Genomic DNA, 17,983 nt, shown 5'->3' with positions numbered 1-17,983 from the left:
GTCGACACGTAGATCCACGCCGTGCGTGGATGCTGTTCGTTCAATTGTCGAAATATTCGATTTCGATGGAGATTCATCCACGCATGGCGTGGATCTACTACCAGACACCGCCCCGCCATCCCACGGAATGCCCGCTGCTGTTGCTGTTGCCGGCCAGCGGCCGGCACTACCGCGGGTGCAGGGCGCAGCCCTGCCGAACCCCCTCACTCCGCTACGTGCTCGACCTGCCGTGGCTCCGGCTTGGTATCTGGCAGCTGCCAGAAGATCATCGTCGAGGTCAGGGTGATCGCGCCCACGCACAGGAACGTTGCATGCAGCGCCGCAGTCGCGCTGTTGCTGTCCAGGTGATTGCCGAACGCGGCCAGCAGGCTGCCGGCGGCCGCGGCACCGAAACCGGCGGCGAGCATCATCACCATCGACAGCAGGCTGTTGCCGGAACTGGCGAACTCGCGGTCCAGATCACGCAGGGTCACGGTGTTCATCACGGTGAACTGCAGCGAATTGACCGCACCAAAGAAGGCCAGCTGCAGCAGGCGCCAGGCCAGGTGCTGGCCGGGTGTCATCAGGATGAAGCTGGCCATCGCCAGGCCCACCAGCACGGTGTTGACCATCAGCACGCGGCGGTAGCCGTAGCGCTCGACCAGTTTCACGGCCAGCTTCTTCGACACCATGCCTGCGGCCGCCACCGGCACCATCATCAGGCCGGCGTTCATCGGGCCCAGGCCCAGGCCGACCTGCAGCAGCAGCGGGATCAGCATCGGCATGGCGCTGCTGCCGATGCGCGAGAACAGGTTGCCGAGGATGCCGATGCGGTAGCTGGGCACGCGGAAAAGGGCCAGCGAGAACAACGGCGCGGTGGAGTTGGCGGCGTGCAGCCAGTAACCCACCAGCGCCGCCAGGCCGGCCACGGTCATCAGCATCACCAGCGCATGTGGCGTGCCGAGCCCGGAGATGCCGTCCAGCGCCAGCGACAGCACCACCATCGCGAAGGCCAGCATGATGTAGCCACGCAGGTCGAAACGGGTGCGATGGCTGGCGTAGTGGTCGGGCATGATCTTCATTGCGGCGATGAAACCGATCACGCCGATCGGCAGATTGATCAGGAACACCCAGTGCCACGACGCGATCTCGACCAGCCAGCCGCCCAGCGTGGGGCCGATCAGCGGGCCGACCAGGGCCGGGATGGCGATGAAGCTCATCGCGCGCAGGAAATCCTCGCGCGGTACCGAACGCATCACCGCCAGGCGACCGACCGGCAGCAGCATCGCACCGCCGATGCCCTGCAGCACGCGCGCACCGACCAGCTGGTGAAGGTGCTGGGCCAGCGCGCAGGCCAGCGAGCCGAGGGTGAACAGGATGATCGCCACCAGGAAGGTGCGGCGGGTGCCGTAGCGGTCAGCGATCCAGCCGGAGGCGGGAATGAAGGTAGCCACCGCCAGCGCGTAGCTGAACACCACCGACTGCATCTGCAGCGGGCTCTCGCCCAGGCTGGCTGCCATCGCCGGCAAGGCCGTGTTGACGATGGTCGAGTCCAGCATCTGCATGAAGATCGCCAACGAAACCAGCCACAGCAGGGGGCGCTGGCGGGTGTAGGTCGATGGCGATGTGGACATGGGGTGCGGCCGGTGCAGCGTGGGGGAGACCATGATCGCGCACTGCGGATCACGACGCGATCAAGGTCGCGCCGTGACTGCATGCGGAATGCTCAGCGCTGGCTGTGGGCGTGCACCGCGTCAACCAACACCTGCACGTGTGCCGGGTCCATGTCCGGCGACATGCCGTGGCCGAGGTTGAACACATGGCCCTCGCGCGAGCCGCCGTTGCCGGCGGCATAGGTGTCGAGCACGCGTGCTGCGGCAGCCGCGATCGCATCCGGCGATGCGTACAGCGTGGTCGGGTCGAGGTTGCCCTGCAGGGCGACGCGGCCACCGGTGCGGCGCAGCGCTTCGTCCAGGTCCAGGGTCCAGTCCAGGCCCAGCGCATCGGCGCCGGTCTGCGACAGCGCTTCCAGATGCAGGCCGGTGCCCTTGCCGAACAGGATCAGCGGCGTGCGCTCGCTGCCTTCGCCGCGCTCCAGGCCCTCGGCAATGCGTTGCAGATAACGCAGCGAGAACTCTCGGTACATCGATGGCGACAGCACGCCGCCCCAGGTATCGAACACCTGCAGCGCCTGCGCACCGGCCGCGCGCTGCGCGCCGAGGTAGGCGATCACCGCTTCGGTGGTGACCTCCAGCAGACGATGCAGGGCCTGCGGGTGGTTCAGCGCCATCGCCTTGATGCGCGCGAAATCCTTGCTGCCGCCGCCTTCCACCATGTAGCAGGCCAGCGTCCACGGGCTGCCGGAGAAGCCGATCAGCGGCACCTGGCCGTCCAGCTCGCGGCGGATCAGGCGCACCGCGTCCATCACATAGCCCAGGTCCTGTTCCATGTCCGGCACCGCCAGCTTGGCGATGGCTGCTTCATCACGCACCGGGTGGCGGAACTTCGGGCCTTCGCCTTCGACGAAGTACAGCTCCAGGCCCATCGCGTCGGGAATGGTGAGGATGTCCGAGAACAGGATGGCCGCGTCCAGCGGGAAGCGGCGCAGCGGCTGCAGGGTGACCTCGCAGGCGATTTCCGGATTCTTGGCCATGGCCAGGAAGCTGCCGGCCTTGGCCCGGGTCGCGCGGTATTCCGGCAGATAGCGGCCGGCCTGGCGCATCAGCCAGACAGGGGTGCAGTCCGCCGGTTCGCGGCGCAGGGCGCGCAGCAGGCGATCGTTGCGGAGAGGGCTGGTCACGATGGGCATTCCTTGGACAAGAGGGCAGCGGCGTCAGTCGCCGTGCGAAAGGATCTGGAAGCCGCGATGCAGTTCGGCATCGCGGACCTTCTCGAAGGCGTGGCGGGCTTCGTCGGCCTGCAGGAACAGTTCGCGCCGCAGCTGCGAGCGCGCACCGACGCGGCCGCTCTCGCGCAGCAGTTCCCAGCCGCCGAACAGATCCGGCTGCAGGCTCAGGCGCAGGAAGCGCGGTGCCTGCGCACCGGCGTCGGGATGTTGCAGGTAGACGTACATGGTGCCGATTGTAGCGGGGCCAGGGTGACCCCGGCCGCAACGCGATGGTGCCGGCCGCTGGCCGGCAGCCTCATGAAACCTCCCCGGTAGCGCCGGGCCATGCCCGGTGAACGCGGAAGCGATCAGCCCGCGCCCAGCACCTTCAGCACCGCCGCTTCATCCACGTCCGGCACCACCTCGGCACGGCCCATGCCGCGCCATAGCACCAGGCGCAGGCGGCCGGCCACGTTCTTCTTGTCCAACCGCATCCGGCAAAGCAGGGCCTGCGGGTCCAGCCCGACCGGGATCGCCACCGGCAGGCCGAGGCGTTCCAGCAGCGCCTGCAGGTGAGCACGGTCGGCATCATCGGCCAGGCCGAGGTCGGTGGACAGCTTCGCGGCCAGCACCATGCCCACCGCCACGGCCTCGCCATGGTTCAGCGCATCGCGGCCCGGGGCCGAATAGCCCTGTTCGGTCTCGATGGCATGGCCGAAGGTGTGCCCCAAGTTGAGCAGGGCACGCTCACCCTTCTCGAACGGATCGCGCTCGACGATGGCGGCCTTATGCCGGCAACTGCGCGCGATGGCTTCGGCCAGTACCACATCCTCACCGGCCAGCAGCGCATCGGCATGCTGCTGCAGCCATTCGAAGAACACGGCATCACCCAGCGCGCCGTACTTCACCACTTCGGCCAGGCCGGCACGCAGTTCGCGCGGCGGCAGGGTGGCCAGCACGCGGGTATCGGCAATGACCGCACGCGGCGGATGGAACGCGCCGACCAGGTTCTTGCCGGCTGGGATGTCGACCGCGGTCTTGCCACCCACCGACGAATCCACCATCGCCAACAGGGTGGTCGGCAGCTGCACGCAGTCCACACCGCGCATCCAGCAGGCCGCAGCAAAACCGGCGAGATCACCGACCACGCCGCCGCCCAGGGCGAACACGCAGGCATCGCGGGTGGCGCCCAGCGCGGCCAGTGCTTCGATCGCGCGGCCGAATTCGGCCAGGGTCTTGGAGGCTTCGCCCGCGGCCAGTACGTGCTCGCCGACGATCAGATCGGGGCGCGCGGCCAGCAGGGTCTGCTTCACGGCAGCCAGATAGCGCGGAGCCACTTCGCTGTCGCTGAGCAAAAGCACGTGGCGGCCACGCACATGCGAGGCCAGCGCGGTGCCGTCGGCCTGCGCACCGGCGCCGATGGTGATGGAGTAGGGGCGGTCGCCGCCAACGGCAACCTGCAACAGGGCGGGGGAAGTCATTCGGTCAGGTCCTGGCGCTGCCATTGCGTGGCCAGCTTGACCACCAGGTGGGCGGTCGCATCGGCAGCGGTGTACGGGTCGGTATCGAGGGTGAGGTCGGCCAGCTCGCGGTACAGCGGGTCGCGGTGTGCGGCCAGATCGTGCAGTACCTGTTCGCGGTCCGGGCGCTGCAGCAGTGGCCGGCCCTTGTCACGGGCCAGGCGCTCCAGCTGTTCGGCCACGCCGACCCGCAGGTAGACCACGAAGCCGCGTCGGGCGATCAGTGCACGGTTATCCGGATCCAGTACGGCGCCACCCCCGGTGGAGACCAGCTGGCCGCGGCCTTCCAGCACGCTCGCCAGGGCTTCGCGCTCATGGGTGCGGAAGCCGGTTTCGCCCGAGTGCTCGAAAATGGTCGGGATGCTGGTGCCTGCAGCATCGACGATGACCTGGTCGACATCGACGAAGTCCAGCGTGAAGCGCTCGGCCAAGCGGCGGCCGATGCAGGTTTTACCGGCGCCCATCGGGCCGATCAGGATCAGGTTCGGAGCAGGATTCATGCCCTCTGATCCTAACACCTCCATGCCCTGGCCTTTACGTTCTTCACGTCAGGGTGGACGCTCCTGCGGGATCTCCCGCGCCAGCCGGAGTACAGGCAATGACGGTCGCCAAGGTCATCGAAATCAACGCGTCCTCGCCCAAGAGCGTGGAGGACGCCGTACGCAGTGGCTTGAAGAAGGTGTCCGGGACGGTCAAGGGCATCCAGGGCGCCTGGATCAACGAAACCAAGGTGGTCACCGATGGCAACGGTGAGATCACCGAGTGGCGGGTCAATCTGCGTGTGACCTTCCTGGTGGAATAGGCGCCCTCAGCGCACGTCCTGTACCTGCCGCTGACCGTCCAGCACCACCACATGGTCGGCGCGGTCGGGCAGGGTGCGCAGCGCCTGCCGGCTGACCCGTTCGTAGTACTGCACGAAGCGCTCCAGCTGCGGCCGGCTCATGCCGTGCCGGCCCGGCTGTGCCGCTTGCAGGTTCTGCTCCTGCTGCCAGCGCCAGCGCGGCACCACCGAAAAATCCGGTGGCTGCAGGAACCATAGGCGATCGCAGCGCTGCCACAACGCCGGATAATCGCGGGCCAGTGCCTGGTTGCACCAGCGGCGCCAGTGGCCATCGCCGTCGGCCTCGCGTTCCAGCGCGTTCAGCGGGCTGTCCAGCGCGTCGTCATCCTGCGCTGGCGTGCCGAGGAACCAACCTTCGAACACCAGCAGGTCCAGCGGTTGCTGCAGCTGCGGCCATTGCGCTTCGGGCAGGCGTTCGTCGGCCAGCTTGTCGAAGCGCGGCATCGCGAAGGATTGGCGTGCGGACACGGCGTCCAGCACCGCGTGGGCCAGCGGCAGGTCATGGGTTCCCGGCGGGCCGCGGGTGATCAGCAGCGGGTGCACCTGGCGGGCCAGTCGTTGGCGCTGCACGCGGGTGAGGTAGACATCGTCGATCGACAGCGTGGCCGCGTTCAGACCGCGTGCCTGGGCGCGGGCCACCACCTGGGCGGCCAGCGTCGATTTGCCGCTCCCCTGCAGGCCGCTGATCACCAATACTGGAACTGCTGCGCCGCTGCCCAGTGCATCGTCCAGCACCTGTTCGGCCAATGTTTCGGGGAATCCTTTCACCTGGGGCATATACGCAGCAGCGACCATACAGCCACAATAGCCCAATCCGTGTGAGAAGAACGCAATCATGAGCGACCTGTACGCCGAAGCCCTGTCCACGTTTGCCGGCCTGTTCGACGAGGCCAAACAGAGCCGCGAGGTCGAGCCGAACGCAATGACCGTGGCCACCGCCGATACGCAGGGCCGTCCCTCGGCACGCACCGTGCTGCTGAAGGCCTTCGACGAACGTGGTTTCGTCTTTTACACCCACCTGGACAGCCACAAGGGCCAGGAACTGCAGGCCAATCCGCAGGCCGCGCTGCTGTTCCTGTGGCGCAGCCTGCGCGAGGCCGGCATCCAGGTGCGCATTGAAGGGCGCGTGGAGCAGGTGGCTGACGCCGAGGCTGACGCCTATTTCGCCAGCCGCCCGCGCATGAGCCAGGTCGGTGCCTGGGCTTCGCAGCAGTCGAAGACGCTGGCAACGCGCGAAGAGTTCGACGCGCGCGTGGCCGAGATCGAAGCCCGCTTCGAGGGCAAGGACGTGCCGCGCCCGGACGGCTGGAGCGGCCTGCGCGTGGTGCCCGACCGCATCGAGTTCTGGTACGGCGCGCAGTTCCGCCTGCACGAACGCTGGTGCTATGAAGCCGGCGCCGAAGGGCGCTGGAGCAAGCGCCTGCTGTACCCGTAAGACGCAGTGATGAGGCGCGTGGCGCCGTATGGCGTGACGGTATTCGTGCCGGCGCCCGCGCTGGATCACTCGTGGCAGGTGGCGATGGTGCAGGTGGAAGAGAACGAGCTGCTGGCGGCCGATGGGGCGCAGTAGATCCACGCCATGCGTGGATGGAGGTGCCAGGGCATCCGCTACGAGAGCAGATTGTCGCGAACGACCCGGTCAGCTTCATCTGCGAGCAGGCCAGCTACCGGCACACTCCGACGAATGCCCTCGACTTCCGGAGTTGCCATGCCGTCCTGGCGTTGTCTGTTTGCCGTGCCCCCAGCGCGTCGCGGCGTGGAAGCATGCCTGCTGCTGCTTGCCCGCATCGTCGCCGGTGTGATGTTCTGCGTCTCCGGGTGGAACAAGGTGTTCACCGGCGCGGGTCGCGAGCGCATGGTGCACACGTTGGTCGATGCGGGTATTCCGTTCCCGGTGTTCAGTGCGCCGGTGCTCGGCGGCATTGAGTGGATTGCCGGCGGCCTGCTGGTGCTGGGCCTGCTCAGCCGGCCCTCGGCCCTGCTGCTGGCGGGTATTTGTGCGGTGGCCGCATTGACCGATGGCATCGCGCGCATTCCCGCGGGGCTGAGCGTGCCGGATTGGCTGAGCTGGTTCTTCTACCTGAGTGAAGTGCCGCTGGGCGTGCTGCTGTTGTGGATTGCGGCAGTGGGGAGTGGACGGTTCGCGATAGAAGTGCGCTGGGCGCGTTGAACATTGAGTGATGCGGAGGCAATTGAATGCGGATGAATGATCTGATCCAGCGCGTGGTTCGCGCGTACCCGGATCGTCGGAATCCTGATTGCGCTTCGGCGGCCGACGTCATGCGTCGCTTGGGCGTTGCTCCTCACTGCGATATGTGGATGTTCTACATGGCGGTCAATGGCGCGCTGCCTGCTGTGAGCGGTAGGCTTGAGTTGTTGCGTATCGTTGGCCCTGGAATTCCGAAGATTCCAGACCAGGCTGAGTACGTTTGGGATCGTTACGAGCTCCCAGCGGATTTTCTTCCGTTGTCATCTGACGAAGGTGAGGGGATGTATTTGTACGATGTGCGAACGGAAGATGTGCATGACTATTACCTGGCTCGGCATGATCAGTTTCTTTCAGGTGAAACCCCTGCCCGTTGGAAGAACTTCGCAGATTTCATTGTTTGGTACATCAACGATGATGATTGGGCGGCTTAGGTGAAGCAGTCGAGCAAGCTCGACTTCTACAACCCTTCTGCGCGCAGCCAGCGCCACAGCGTGGTGCGTGATACCCCCAGCGCCTGCGCCATGCCCTCGCGGTCATTGCGATGTTCCAGCAGCAGTGCTTCCAGCTGCGCTCGCGGCGGGCGCTTGCCGTTGCTTTCCGCCGGCAAAGCTGCAGCGCCCTCATGCACCAGCTCCGGTGCCAGCTGCAGCAGTCGCGCGGCATCAATCAGCCCTTCAGTCGGCCGCCAGTGGATGCGCAGACGATCCACCAGATTGCGCAGTTCGCGTACGTTGCCGGGCCACTCGGCGGCGGTCAGCACCGCCAGTGCACCCTCATCCAGTGGCGCGTCGATGCCGCGCAGCTGGCGGAAGAAATGCTGCGTCAGCAATGGGATGTCACCACGCCGGGCGCGCAGCGAGGGCAGCGCGATGCGCAGCGCGGCCAGGCGGTAGTAGAGGTCACGACGGAAGCTGCCAGCCGCCGCACGCTGCTCCAGCGACTGCAGCGTCGCGGCCACCACGCGCAGGTCGACCGGGGTCGGTTCGGTGGCGCCGACACGCAGCACTTCGCGCTCTTCCAGTACGCGCAGCAGGCGGGTCTGCAGTGGCAGCGGCAGTTCGCCGATTTCATCCAGGAACAGGGTGCCGCCGTCTGCGGCCTCAACCAGGCCGACGCGTCCGCCACGACGTGCGCCAGTGAAGGCGCCATCGCTGTAGCCGAACAGCTCCGCTTCCAGCAGCGATTCGCTGATGGCGCCACAGTTCAGCGCGACGAAGCGCCCACGACGGCCGCTGGCGGCGTGTAGCTGGCGTGCCACCAGTTCCTTGCCGGTGCCGGTTTCGCCGCTGACCAGCACGGTGCTGTCGTGCGGTGCATAGAGCGCGATCTGTGCGCGCACCTGCGCCATCGCATCGCTGTCGCCGAGCAGTTCATGCGCGTCGGCACGCGCTGCCGGGCGCCGGCGTGGGGTGGATCGGTTGCCACTGGAGCGGGCAAGCGTCTGGGTCAGTTCCAGCGCATGCTCGAAGGCCTGGCGTACCGAGTCGGCCGAGTACAGCAGCACGCCAGGCAGACCGGCCTGTTCGGCGTGGTCGATGGCCATGCCGGTGCCGACGATCACCTCGATGCCATTGGCGCGCAGGTCGGCGATGCAGTCGCGCGCGTCTTCGCGGGTGACGAAGCGGCGATGCTCGATATCCAGGCCGAAACTCTGCTGGAAGTTGCTGAACACCGGTACATCGCTGGCGTGGGTAACCAGTCCGATGCGGCTGGCGATGCGGCGTGCACGCGCAAGTGCTTCCATCAGGTCGAAGCCGTTGGCCTGGATCGGTACCAGCGGTAGTTCCAGCCGGCCGCGCAGCCAGGCCGCGTTGGAGCCGCCGGCAATCACCACGTCACAGTGCTCGCGGCGCAGTCGCTGGCCGATCACTTCAACCGCCTCTTCGAAGCCGAGGTTGATCTGCTCGATGCGTGCGCGGCGGTCGAATTCGGGAATGACGTCGCCAAGCAGTCCGGTCAGCCGCGAGACGCTGACCGTCCAGATCACCGGGCGGCCGGGGTCGGCATCGACGTGGTGCACGGGCGAACGGGGCAGGTACATGGCGGCTTGGCCTGGGCGGAATGTTTCATGATACATCTGTTTCAGTGTTTCATCTGTTTCACTGTTGCGCGGCGGTCATCCTCGTGAAATCAACGGCTTGCAGCTTGGCATGGTGCTTGCGCTTCATCTCCTGTTCTTCAACCTGGATTGCCGCATGACCGCTTCCGCCCCTTTCTCCGCCGGTGCCCGCTTCCGTGAGGCGCTGGTTGCCGAATCGCCGCTGCAGGTGATCGGCGCGATCAACGCCAACCATGCCCTGCTGGCCAAGCGCGCCGGCTTCCGTGCCATCTACCTGTCCGGTGGTGGTGTTGCCGCGGGCTCGCTGGGCCTGCCGGACCTGGGCATCAACACCCTGGAAGACGTGCTGATCGACGTGCGTCGCATCACCGATGTCTGCGACCTGCCGCTGATGGTCGACATCGACACCGGCTTCGGCCCCAGCGCGTTCAACATCGCGCGTACCGTGAAGTCGCTGATCAAGGCGGGTGCCGCCGCCTGCCATATCGAAGACCAGGTCGGCGCCAAGCGCTGCGGTCACCGCCCCGGCAAGGAAATCGTCTCGCAGGGTGAAATGGTCGACCGTGTGAAGGCCGCTGCCGATGCCAAGACCGATCCGGACTTCTTCCTGATCGCGCGCACCGATGCCATCCAGGTGGACGGCGTGGACAAGGCCATCGAGCGCGCCATCGCCTGTGTCGAGGCCGGCGCCGATGGCATCTTCGCCGAGGCCGCCTACGACCTCGACACCTACCGCCGCTTCGTCGACGCGGTGAAGGTGCCGGTGCTGGCCAACATCACTGAATTCGGTGCGACCCCGCTGTTCAGCCGCGACGAACTTGCTTCGGCTGGCGTAGCCATCCAGTTGTTCCCGCTGTCGGCGTTCCGTGCGGCCAACAAGGCCGCCGAGAATGTCTACCAGGCGGTGCGCCGCGATGGCCACCAGCGCACTGTGGTGGACGCGATGCAGACGCGTGAAGAGCTGTACGACCGTATCGGCTACCACGCCTTCGAGCAGCAGCTCGACGCGCTGTTCGCCGCCAAGAAATAAGCAGTACCCTGCACCATCAAGTTTCGGAGGGAAACATGAACGATACGACCGCAACCCCGACCTTCAAGCCGAAGAAGTCCGTCGCCCTGTCCGGTACCGCTGCCGGCAACACCGCGCTGTGCAGCGTGGGCCGCAGTGGTAACGACCTGCACTACCGTGGCTACGACATCCTGGATCTGGCCAACACCAGCGAGTTCGAGGAAATCGCCTACCTGCTGGTGCACGGCAAGCTGCCGACCCGCGCCGAGCTGGTCTCGTACAAGGCCAAGCTGAAGTCGCTGCGTGGCATCCCGGCTGCGGTGAAGGCCGCGCTGGAAGAGCTGCCGCCGTCGGCACACCCGATGGACGTGATGCGCACCGGCGTGTCCGTGCTCGGCTGCGTGTCGCCGGAAAAGGATGACCACAACCATCCGGGCGCACGTGACATCGCCGACAAGCTGATGGCCTGCCTCGGTTCGATGCTGCTGTACTGGTACCACTGGAGCCACAACGGTCGCGCGATCGACGTGGAAACCGACGATGACTCCATCGGCGGCCACTTCCTGCACCTGCTGCATGGCGAGAAGCCGCAGGATTCGTGGGTGAAGGCGATGCACACCTCGCTGATCCTGTACGCCGAGCACGAGTTCAACGCCTCCACCTTCGCCTGCCGCGTTATTGCGGGCACCGGCAGCGACATGTACAGCGCGATCTGCGGTGGCATCGGTGCGTTGCGCGGCCCGAAGCACGGCGGCGCCAACGAAGTGGCGTTCGAAGTGCAGAAGCGCTACGACAACCCCGATGAGGCCGAGGAAGACATCAAGGCCCGCGTCGAGCGCAAGGAAGTGGTGATCGGTTTCGGCCACCCGGTTTACACCGTGTCCGATCCGCGCAACAAGGTGATCAAGGACGTGGCCCGCGAGCTGTCTGAAGAGCAGTCGAGCCTGAAGATGTACGACATCGCCGAGCGCCTGGAAACGGTGATGTGGGACATCAAGAAAATGTTCCCGAACCTGGACTGGTTCAGCGCCGTCAGCTACCACATGATGGGCGTGCCGACCGCGATGTTCACCCCGTTGTTCGTGATCGCCCGCACCGCAGGCTGGAGCGCGCACATCGTCGAGCAGCGCATCGACGGCAAGATCATCCGCCCGAGCGCCAACTACATCGGCCCGGAAGATCGTGAGTTCGTGGCGATCGACAAGCGCTCCTGATCACATCGCTGCACCTGCTGCATGCATCCGGCCGGCCTTGTGCCGGCCGGATGCCTTCACCGCCGTACCGCCGGCACCCGGCCCGCCACGAGCATTCCGCCAGCCCATGAATACCGATTACCGCAAGACCCTTCCCGGCACTTCGCTGGACTATTTCGACGCGCGTTCCGCTGTCGATGCGATCCAGCCGGGCGCCTATGCCACCCTGCCGTACGTGTCGCGCGTGCTGGCCGAGAACCTGGTGCGTCGCTGCGATCCGGCCACGCTGACCGACTCGCTGACGCAGCTGATCGAGCGCCGTCGCGACCTGGATTTCCCGTGGTTCCCGGCACGTGTGGTCTGCCACGACATCCTTGGCCAGACCGCACTGGTCGACCTGGCTGGCCTGCGCGATGCAATCGCTGACAAGGGCGGCGACCCGGCCAAGGTCAATCCGGTGGTGCCGGTGCAGCTGATCGTCGATCACTCGCTGGCGGTGGAATGCGGTGGTTACGATCCGCAGGCGTTCGAAAAGAACCGCGCGATCGAGGATCGCCGCAATGAGGATCGATTCCACTTCATCGACTGGACCAAGCTGGCCTTCGAGAACGTGGACGTGATTCCGCCGGGCAACGGCATCATGCATCAGATCAACCTGGAGAAGATGTCGCCGGTGATCTACGTGCAGGATGGCGTCGCCTTCCCCGATACCTGTGTGGGCACCGACAGCCACACCCCGCACGTGGACGCGCTGGGCGTGATCGCCATCGGCGTGGGCGGCCTGGAAGCGGAGAACGTGATGTTGGGCCGCGCGTCGTGGATGCGCCTGCCGGACATCATCGGTGTCGAGCTGACTGGCAAACCGCAGCCGGGCATCACCGCCACCGACGTGGTGCTGGCCCTGACCGAGTTCCTGCGCAAGGAACGTGTGGTCGGCGCCTGGCTTGAATTCTTTGGCGAAGGTGCCGCGGCACTGACCATCGGTGACCGTGCCACCATTTCCAACATGTGCCCGGAGTACGGTGCAACTGCGGCGATGTTCTACATCGATGCGCAGACCACCGAGTACCTGCGCCTGACCGGGCGCGAGGAATCGCAGGTGGCGCTGGTGGAAAACTATGCGCGCAGCACCGGCCTGTGGGCTGATGACCTGGCGACCGCGCAGTACGAGCGCGTGCTGCACTTCGACTTGTCCAGCGTAGTGCGCAACATGGCGGGTCCGTCCAACCCGCATCGCCGTCTGCCGGTGTCTGAGCTGGTCGAGCGCGGCATCGCCGACGCGGCCAAGCTGGAGGCAGGCAAGGCCGAGCAGGCGCAGGGCCTGATGCCCGATGGTGCGGTGATCATCGCCGCCATCACCAGCTGCACCAACACCTCCAACCCGCGCAACGTCATTGCCGCCGCACTGCTCGCGCGCAACGCCAACGCGCGCGGCCTGCAGCGCAAGCCGTGGGTGAAGTCTTCGTTGGCGCCGGGCTCCAAGGCCGTACAGCTGTACCTGGAGGAATCGGGCCTGCTGCCGGACCTGGAGCAGCTTGGCTTCGGCATCGTGGCGTTCGCTTGCACCACCTGCAATGGCATGAGTGGCGCGCTCGATCCGGTTATCCAGCAGGAAATCATCGACCGTGATCTGTACGCCACGGCTGTGCTGTCGGGCAACCGCAACTTCGATGGCCGCATCCATCCGTACGCCAAGCAGGCCTTCCTCGCTTCGCCGCCGCTGGTGATCGCCTACGCCATCGCGGGTACCGTGCGCTTTGATATCGAGAAGGACGTGCTGGGCGTGGACGCCGACGGCAACGAAGTGCGCCTGAAGGACATCTGGCCAACCGACGCCGAGATCGATGCGGTGGTGAAGGCTGCGGTGAAGCCCGAGCAGTTCCGCCGTGTCTACAACCCGATGTTCAACGTGCGCGTGGAGCACGGTGCGGCGGTCAGCCCGTTGTACGACTGGCGCCCGCAGAGCACCTACATCCGCCGCCCGCCGTACTGGGAGGGTGCACTGGCCGGTGAGCGCACCCTGGCCGGCATGCGCGCGCTGGCGGTGCTGCCGGACAACATCACCACCGACCACCTGTCGCCGTCCAACGCGATCATGGCCTCCAGCGCCGCCGGCGAATACCTGGCGAAGATGGGCCTGCCGGAAGAGGACTTCAACTCCTACGCCACCCATCGCGGCGACCATCTGACCGCGCAGCGCGCCACCTTCGCCAACCCGAAGCTGTTCAACGAGATGGTGCGCAATGAAGACGGCAGCGTGAAGCAGGGTTCGCTGGCGCGCGTGGAGCCGGAAGGCAAGGTGATGCGCATGTGGGAAGCGATCGAGACCTACATGGAGCGCAAGCAGCCGCTGATCATCATTGCCGGTGCCGACTACGGCCAGGGCAGCTCGCGTGACTGGGCCGCCAAGGGTGTGCGTCTGGCAGGTGTTGAAGCGATCGTGGCCGAGGGCTTCGAGCGTATCCACCGCACCAATCTGATCGGCATGGGCGTGCTGCCGCTGGAGTTCAAGCCGGGTACTACCCGCCTGACCCTGGGCATCGATGGCACCGAGACCTTCGATGTGGTCGGTGAGCGCACCCCGCGCGCCGAGCTGAGCGTGGTGATCCACCGTCGCGATGGCCAGGACGTGATCGTGCCGGTCACCTGCCGCCTGGACAGCGACGAGGAAGTGGCGATCTACGAAGCCGGCGGTGTGCTGCAGCGCTTTGCGCAGGACTTCCTGGAAGGCGCCAAGGTGGCGTGATAGCCGGCTGAATGCCTGCCCCCGAAGGCCGGGGGCGGGCTTGTCCGACTCGAGGGTGGGGCGCACACTGACTTGGCAAAAACTGCCAATGGAGAGTCTCATGGCCACCATGAACATTTCGCTGACCGACCCGCTCAAGCAGTTCGTGGATGAGGAAGTGCGCGAAGGCGGCTACTCCAGTACGTCGGATTATGTGCGTGATCTGATCCGCCAGCGTCAGCGCAGCAAGGCTGAAGAACTGCTCAAGCAGCTGATTGCCGAAGGGCTGGCTTCCGGGGCTTCCGCGCCTTTGGCGCCGGATCACTTTGACAAGCTGCGTGAGCGTGCACGGAACCGTAAGTGAAACCTTCGCACTGGTCCCCTGCAGCGGTTCGAGATCTTGACCAGGCAGCAGCTTGGTATGCAGATCAGGGCGGAGAAGTGCTGGAAATCGGCTTCATCGATGCGGTGGAATCCGTCATCAAGCTGATCGAGGCCCACCCAGGTGCTGGTTCCGCACTGCATGCGGGTCTGTTGCCCTCGCTGCCAGCGCCGTTGCGTTTTCATCCGGTTCGTCGCTTCGACGGCTACCTGGTTTACTACGTGGAGCTACCTGCGCACGTTTCCATCGTGCGCATCTGGAATGCTTCGCGCGGTATGGAAGCACTGTTCGAAGACGAGGAGCTCAACCCCGATATTGGTTCGTCGCACCCAGGATACTGATCCATGACCTTCCTCCCGCAACTCCGTATTCCGGCCACCTACATGCGCGGTGGCACCAGCAAGGGCGTGTTCTTCCGCCTGCACGATCTTCCCGCCGCGGCGCAGGTGCCCGGCCCCGCACGCGATGCGTTGCTGATGCGCGTGATCGGTTCGCCCGATCCGTATGGCAAGCAGACCGACGGCATGGGCGGGGCGACCTCCAGCACCAGCAAGTGCGTGATCATCTCCGGCGCCTCGGTGCCTGACCACGATGTGGACTATCTGTACGGACAGGTCTCGATCGACACTGCCTTCGTCGACTGGAGTGGCAACTGCGGCAACCTCAGCACTGCGGTGGGTCCGTTCGCGATTGCCAATGGGCTGATCGATCCGGCCCGCGTGCCGCGCGATGGCCTGTGCACCGTACGCATCTGGCAGGCCAACATCGGCAAGACCATCATCGCCCACGTGCCGATGCGCGATGGCGAAGTGCAGGAGATCGGCGATTTCGAACTGGACGGTGTGACCTTCCCGGCCGCCGAGATCCAGCTGGAATTCATCGATCCGTCCGATGACGGCGATGCGGGTGCAATGTTCCCGACCGGCAATCTGGTGGACACCCTGGAGGTGCCCGGCGTGGGCAGTTTCGAGGTGACCATGATCACCGCCGGCATCCCGACCATCTTCCTCAATGCCTCGGATCTGGGCTATACCGGCACCGAACTGCAACCGGCGATCAATGAAGACAAGGCCGCGCTGCAGAAGTTCGAGACCATCCGCGCCTACGGCGCCTTGCGCATGGGTCTGATCAAGAACCTGGAAGATGCAGCGACCCGCCAGCACACGCCGAAGGTGGCTTTGGTGGCACCGGCACAGGACTACGTGTCTTCCAGCGGAAAGGCCATCCCGGCCTCGGCGATCGACCTGCATGCGCGTGCGCTGTCGATGGGCAAGCTGCACCACGCGATGATGGGTACCGCGGCCGTGGCGATCGGTACCGCGGCGGCGATCCCGGGCACCCTGGTCAATCGTGCGGCCGGTGGTGGTGAACGCGAGGCAGTGACCTTCGGTCATCCTTCCGGCACCTTGCGCGTGGGTGCGCAGGCCGGTTTCGTTGACGGCCAGTGGACAGTGACCAAGGCCATCATGAGCCGCAGCGCCCGCGTATTGATGGAAGGCAAGGTGCGCGTGCCGGCCGAGTAACCAGCCGGTCGGCGCCGGCATTACATGCTCTGGTGGATGCCAACCTTGGTTGGCATGACGTTGGCACCGCCTGGGCATTTTCCAGCGCCAACCAAGGTTGGCGACTACCGGCCGCGTAGACCGATTGCTTTGGTAGATGCCAACCTTGGTTGGCATGGTGCACGGGCAACCGTGCACCCCGACGAGGAGACCTGCGATGTCTGACAACCACACCCCATCCAACGAACGTGCAGCGTGGGATGCGCTGCTGGTGGACATCGTCGATTACGTGCGCGAGGCACGCATCGATTCACCGCTGGCCTTCCAGACCGCGCACCACTGCCTGCTCGATACCCTGGGCTGCGGCCTGGAAGCACTGTCTTTCCCGGCCTGCAGCAAGCTGCTTGGTCCCCTGGTGCCGGGCATCAGCGTGGTCAACGGCGCGCGCGTACCGGGTACGCACTACGTGCTGGACCCGGTGCAGGCCGCCTTCAACCTTGGCGCGATGGTGCGCTGGCTCGATTTCAACGACACCTGGCTGGCTGCCGAATGGGGCCATCCCTCAGACAATCTGGGCGGCATCCTCGCCGTCTGCGATTGGCTGGGGCGAAACGCGCAGGCTCTGCGCCGCCCGCCACCGACCGTGCACGATGTGCTGCTGGCGATGATCAAGGCGCATGAGATCCAGGGCGTGCTGGCGCTGCAGAATTCCTTCAACCGGGTCGGGCTGGACCACGTGGTGCTGGTCAAGGTGGCCACCACGGCCGTGGTTTCGCAGCTGCTCGGGCTGGATCGCGAACGCATGCTCAATGCGCTGTCGCTGGCCTGGGTCGATGGCCAGGCCCTGCGGACCTACCGGCACGCGCCCAACACCGGCTCGCGCAAGAGCTGGGCGGCCGGCGACGCGACCAGCCGTGGCGTGCGCCTGGCGCTGATGGCAGCCAGCGGCGAGATGGGCTACCCCAGCGTGCTCAGCGCACCCACCTGGGGGTTTGAAGCGGTGTCGATGCATGGCAAGGCACTGACGCTGGAGCGACCGCTGGGCAGCTATGTAATGGAGAACGTGCTGTTCAAGATCAGCTACCCAGCCGAGTTCCATGGCCAGACCGCGGTGGAGGCGGCGATCACGTTGCACCAGCAGCTGCGAGCGATGGGACGGCGGGTAGAGGACATCGCGCACATCGCGATCCGGACCCAGGAAGCCTGCATCCGCATCATCGACAAGCGGGGCCCGCTGCATAACCCGGCCGACCGCGACCACTGTGTGCAGTACATGGTCGCCATCGCGTTGCTGCACGGGCGGCTGGTGGCCGAGGATTACGAGGACGACGTTGCCGCCGATCCGCGTATCGATGCCCTGCGCGCGAAGATGGCCTGCCATGAGGATCCGCAGCTCAGCGCCGATTACCTGGACCCGGACAAGCGCAGCATCGCCAACGGCCTGAGCGTGCGTTTCAGTGATGGCACTGAGTTGCCGGAGGTGCTGGTGGAGTACCCGCTCGGTCATGCCCGCCGTCGCGAGGAGGGGATTCCGCTGCTGATGGACAAGTTCCGCCGGCACCTGGCCCATCGCTTCCCGACCGCCCAGCAGCAGCGCATCCTGGCTGCATCGCTGGACCCGGTAGCGCTGGCGGCGATGCCGGTGACCGACTACGTGGATCTGTACCTGCCGGGGTAGCAACACTCTGGTGGATCTGACGCCACGCCTGCTTGCCGGGCACGTGGCTCGATCCGCTT

At 65.8% G+C, this 17,983-nt stretch carries 19 protein-coding genes; 12 read left to right on the top strand and 7 right to left on the bottom strand.

Annotated features, from left to right (window positions below; genetic code table 11):
• Positions 1 to 203: 203 nt before the first annotated feature.
• The 5 genes from mdtD to ABR323_RS13735 all read right to left on the bottom strand — a co-directional run bounded on the left by mdtD (position 204) and on the right by ABR323_RS13735 (position 4,826).
• Positions 204 to 1,613, bottom strand: a complete 1,410-nt coding sequence (mdtD, locus tag ABR323_RS13755; protein WP_132810625.1) for a multidrug transporter subunit MdtD — start codon at positions 1,611 to 1,613, stop codon at positions 204 to 206.
• 92 nt (positions 1,614 to 1,705) lie between these two features.
• Complete coding sequence (hemE, locus tag ABR323_RS13750) at positions 1,706 to 2,788, bottom strand: uroporphyrinogen decarboxylase (RefSeq protein ID WP_439449711.1); 1,083 nt, start codon at positions 2,786 to 2,788, stop codon at positions 1,706 to 1,708.
• A 24-nt stretch (positions 2,789 to 2,812) separates the two neighbouring features.
• Positions 2,813 to 3,052, bottom strand: coding sequence for a WGR domain-containing protein (locus ABR323_RS13745; RefSeq protein ID WP_135274776.1), 240 nt, complete (start codon positions 3,050 to 3,052; stop codon positions 2,813 to 2,815).
• Between the two features lie 122 nt (positions 3,053 to 3,174).
• Entirely contained in the window at positions 3,175 to 4,287 is a 1,113-nt protein-coding gene (gene aroB, locus ABR323_RS13740; RefSeq protein ID WP_439449710.1) for a 3-dehydroquinate synthase, read from the bottom strand.
• Positions 4,284 to 4,826 carry a shikimate kinase gene (locus ABR323_RS13735; RefSeq protein WP_439449709.1) on the bottom strand — a complete coding sequence of 181 codons (543 nt, stop codon included), beginning with the start codon at positions 4,824 to 4,826 and terminating at the stop codon, positions 4,284 to 4,286. The genes aroB and ABR323_RS13735 overlap by 4 nt, the downstream gene beginning before the upstream one ends.
• A 98-nt stretch (positions 4,827 to 4,924) precedes the next feature.
• On the opposite strand from ABR323_RS13735, the gene ABR323_RS13730 reads away from it, so the two are divergent.
• Positions 4,925 to 5,128 carry a dodecin family protein gene (locus tag ABR323_RS13730; RefSeq protein ID WP_012511846.1) on the top strand — a complete coding sequence of 68 codons (204 nt, stop codon included), beginning with the start codon at positions 4,925 to 4,927 and terminating at the stop codon, positions 5,126 to 5,128.
• Positions 5,129 to 5,134: 6 nt separating this feature from the next.
• Here ABR323_RS13730 and ABR323_RS13725 read toward each other — a convergent pair whose 3' ends face one another.
• Positions 5,135 to 5,962 (bottom strand): kinase, encoded by an 828-nt coding sequence (locus tag ABR323_RS13725; protein ID WP_439449708.1) that lies wholly within the window; start codon positions 5,960 to 5,962, stop codon positions 5,135 to 5,137.
• A 40-nt stretch (positions 5,963 to 6,002) separates the two neighbouring features.
• Between ABR323_RS13725 and pdxH the strand changes: the two genes are divergently transcribed.
• The 4 genes from pdxH to ABR323_RS13705 all read left to right on the top strand — a co-directional run bounded on the left by pdxH (position 6,003) and on the right by ABR323_RS13705 (position 7,807).
• Positions 6,003 to 6,602, top strand: a complete 600-nt coding sequence (gene pdxH / locus ABR323_RS13720; RefSeq protein ID WP_439449707.1) for a pyridoxamine 5'-phosphate oxidase — start codon at positions 6,003 to 6,005, stop codon at positions 6,600 to 6,602.
• A gap of 9 nt (positions 6,603 to 6,611) precedes the next feature.
• Positions 6,612 to 6,737 carry a hypothetical protein gene (locus tag ABR323_RS13715; RefSeq protein WP_439449706.1) on the top strand — a complete coding sequence of 42 codons (126 nt, stop codon included), beginning with the start codon at positions 6,612 to 6,614 and terminating at the stop codon, positions 6,735 to 6,737.
• A 138-nt stretch (positions 6,738 to 6,875) separates the two neighbouring features.
• Entirely contained in the window at positions 6,876 to 7,337 is a 462-nt protein-coding gene (locus ABR323_RS13710; protein WP_439449705.1) for a DoxX family protein, read from the top strand.
• A gap of 32 nt (positions 7,338 to 7,369) precedes the next feature.
• Complete coding sequence (locus ABR323_RS13705) at positions 7,370 to 7,807, top strand: SMI1/KNR4 family protein (protein ID WP_439449704.1); 438 nt, start codon at positions 7,370 to 7,372, stop codon at positions 7,805 to 7,807.
• 26 nt (positions 7,808 to 7,833) lie between these two features.
• Here the strand turns inward: ABR323_RS13705 and prpR are convergent, their stop codons facing one another.
• Positions 7,834 to 9,417 (bottom strand): propionate catabolism operon regulatory protein PrpR, encoded by a 1,584-nt coding sequence (gene prpR, locus ABR323_RS13700; protein ID WP_439449703.1) that lies wholly within the window; start codon positions 9,415 to 9,417, stop codon positions 7,834 to 7,836.
• Positions 9,418 to 9,571: 154 nt separating this feature from the next.
• Between prpR and prpB the strand changes: the two genes are divergently transcribed.
• The 7 genes from prpB to ABR323_RS13665 all read left to right on the top strand — a co-directional run bounded on the left by prpB (position 9,572) and on the right by ABR323_RS13665 (position 17,924).
• Positions 9,572 to 10,465 (top strand): methylisocitrate lyase, encoded by an 894-nt coding sequence (prpB, locus tag ABR323_RS13695; RefSeq protein WP_439449702.1) that lies wholly within the window; start codon positions 9,572 to 9,574, stop codon positions 10,463 to 10,465.
• 35 nt (positions 10,466 to 10,500) lie between these two features.
• The gene (gene prpC / locus ABR323_RS13690) at positions 10,501 to 11,658 is read left to right on the top strand and encodes a bifunctional 2-methylcitrate synthase/citrate synthase (RefSeq protein WP_089236472.1); all 1,158 of its coding nucleotides are present in this window, start codon (positions 10,501 to 10,503) and stop codon (positions 11,656 to 11,658) included.
• Positions 11,659 to 11,764: 106 nt separating this feature from the next.
• On the top strand, positions 11,765 to 14,383 hold the full coding sequence (acnD, locus tag ABR323_RS13685) for a Fe/S-dependent 2-methylisocitrate dehydratase AcnD (protein ID WP_439449701.1): 2,619 nt from the start codon (positions 11,765 to 11,767) through the stop codon (positions 14,381 to 14,383).
• 100 nt (positions 14,384 to 14,483) lie between these two features.
• Entirely contained in the window at positions 14,484 to 14,726 is a 243-nt protein-coding gene (locus ABR323_RS13680) for a type II toxin-antitoxin system ParD family antitoxin (protein ID WP_439449700.1), read from the top strand.
• Complete coding sequence (locus tag ABR323_RS13675) at positions 14,723 to 15,085, top strand: type II toxin-antitoxin system RelE/ParE family toxin (protein WP_439449699.1); 363 nt, start codon at positions 14,723 to 14,725, stop codon at positions 15,083 to 15,085. Before ABR323_RS13680 ends, ABR323_RS13675 begins: the two co-directional genes overlap by 4 nt.
• Positions 15,086 to 15,088: 3 nt before the next feature.
• Complete coding sequence (prpF, locus tag ABR323_RS13670; RefSeq protein WP_439449698.1) at positions 15,089 to 16,267, top strand: 2-methylaconitate cis-trans isomerase PrpF; 1,179 nt, start codon at positions 15,089 to 15,091, stop codon at positions 16,265 to 16,267.
• Positions 16,268 to 16,463: 196 nt separating this feature from the next.
• Positions 16,464 to 17,924 carry a bifunctional 2-methylcitrate dehydratase/aconitate hydratase gene (locus ABR323_RS13665; protein WP_439449697.1) on the top strand — a complete coding sequence of 487 codons (1,461 nt, stop codon included), beginning with the start codon at positions 16,464 to 16,466 and terminating at the stop codon, positions 17,922 to 17,924.
• The last annotated feature ends 59 nt before the right edge of the window (positions 17,925 to 17,983 follow it).

Source organism: Stenotrophomonas sp. ATs4 (genome assembly GCF_051861585.1).
GTDB lineage: Bacteria > Pseudomonadota > Gammaproteobacteria > Xanthomonadales > Xanthomonadaceae > Stenotrophomonas > Stenotrophomonas maltophilia_AS.
The sequence above is the reverse complement of the archived record's forward strand: the minus strand, read 5'-3'. Positions and strand labels throughout refer to the sequence as shown.

Bases quoted from the DNA above. Each gene is read 5' to 3' on its own strand.
- mdtD (WP_132810625.1), bottom strand. From the start codon at position 1,613: ATGTCCACATCGCCATCGACCTACACCCGCCAGCGCCCCCTGCTGTGG.
- hemE (WP_439449711.1), bottom strand. From the start codon at position 2,788: ATGCCCATCGTGACCAGCCCTCTCCGCAACGATCGCCTGCTGCGCGCC.
- ABR323_RS13745 (WP_135274776.1), bottom strand. From the start codon at position 3,052: ATGTACGTCTACCTGCAACATCCCGACGCCGGTGCGCAGGCACCGCGC.
- aroB (WP_439449710.1), bottom strand. From the start codon at position 4,287: ATGACTTCCCCCGCCCTGTTGCAGGTTGCCGTTGGCGGCGACCGCCCC.
- ABR323_RS13735 (WP_439449709.1), bottom strand. From the start codon at position 4,826: ATGAATCCTGCTCCGAACCTGATCCTGATCGGCCCGATGGGCGCCGGT.
- ABR323_RS13730 (WP_012511846.1), top strand. From the start codon at position 4,925: ATGACGGTCGCCAAGGTCATCGAAATCAACGCGTCCTCGCCCAAGAGC.
- ABR323_RS13725 (WP_439449708.1), bottom strand. From the start codon at position 5,962: ATGGTCGCTGCTGCGTATATGCCCCAGGTGAAAGGATTCCCCGAAACA.
- pdxH (WP_439449707.1), top strand. From the start codon at position 6,003: ATGAGCGACCTGTACGCCGAAGCCCTGTCCACGTTTGCCGGCCTGTTC.
- ABR323_RS13715 (WP_439449706.1), top strand. From the start codon at position 6,612: ATGAGGCGCGTGGCGCCGTATGGCGTGACGGTATTCGTGCCGGCGCCC.
- ABR323_RS13710 (WP_439449705.1), top strand. From the start codon at position 6,876: ATGCCGTCCTGGCGTTGTCTGTTTGCCGTGCCCCCAGCGCGTCGCGGC.
- ABR323_RS13705 (WP_439449704.1), top strand. From the start codon at position 7,370: ATGAATGATCTGATCCAGCGCGTGGTTCGCGCGTACCCGGATCGTCGG.
- prpR (WP_439449703.1), bottom strand. From the start codon at position 9,417: ATGTACCTGCCCCGTTCGCCCGTGCACCACGTCGATGCCGACCCCGGC.
- prpB (WP_439449702.1), top strand. From the start codon at position 9,572: ATGACCGCTTCCGCCCCTTTCTCCGCCGGTGCCCGCTTCCGTGAGGCG.
- prpC (WP_089236472.1), top strand. From the start codon at position 10,501: ATGAACGATACGACCGCAACCCCGACCTTCAAGCCGAAGAAGTCCGTC.
- acnD (WP_439449701.1), top strand. From the start codon at position 11,765: ATGAATACCGATTACCGCAAGACCCTTCCCGGCACTTCGCTGGACTAT.
- ABR323_RS13680 (WP_439449700.1), top strand. From the start codon at position 14,484: ATGGCCACCATGAACATTTCGCTGACCGACCCGCTCAAGCAGTTCGTG.
- prpF (WP_439449698.1), top strand. From the start codon at position 15,089: ATGACCTTCCTCCCGCAACTCCGTATTCCGGCCACCTACATGCGCGGT.
- ABR323_RS13665 (WP_439449697.1), top strand. From the start codon at position 16,464: ATGTCTGACAACCACACCCCATCCAACGAACGTGCAGCGTGGGATGCG.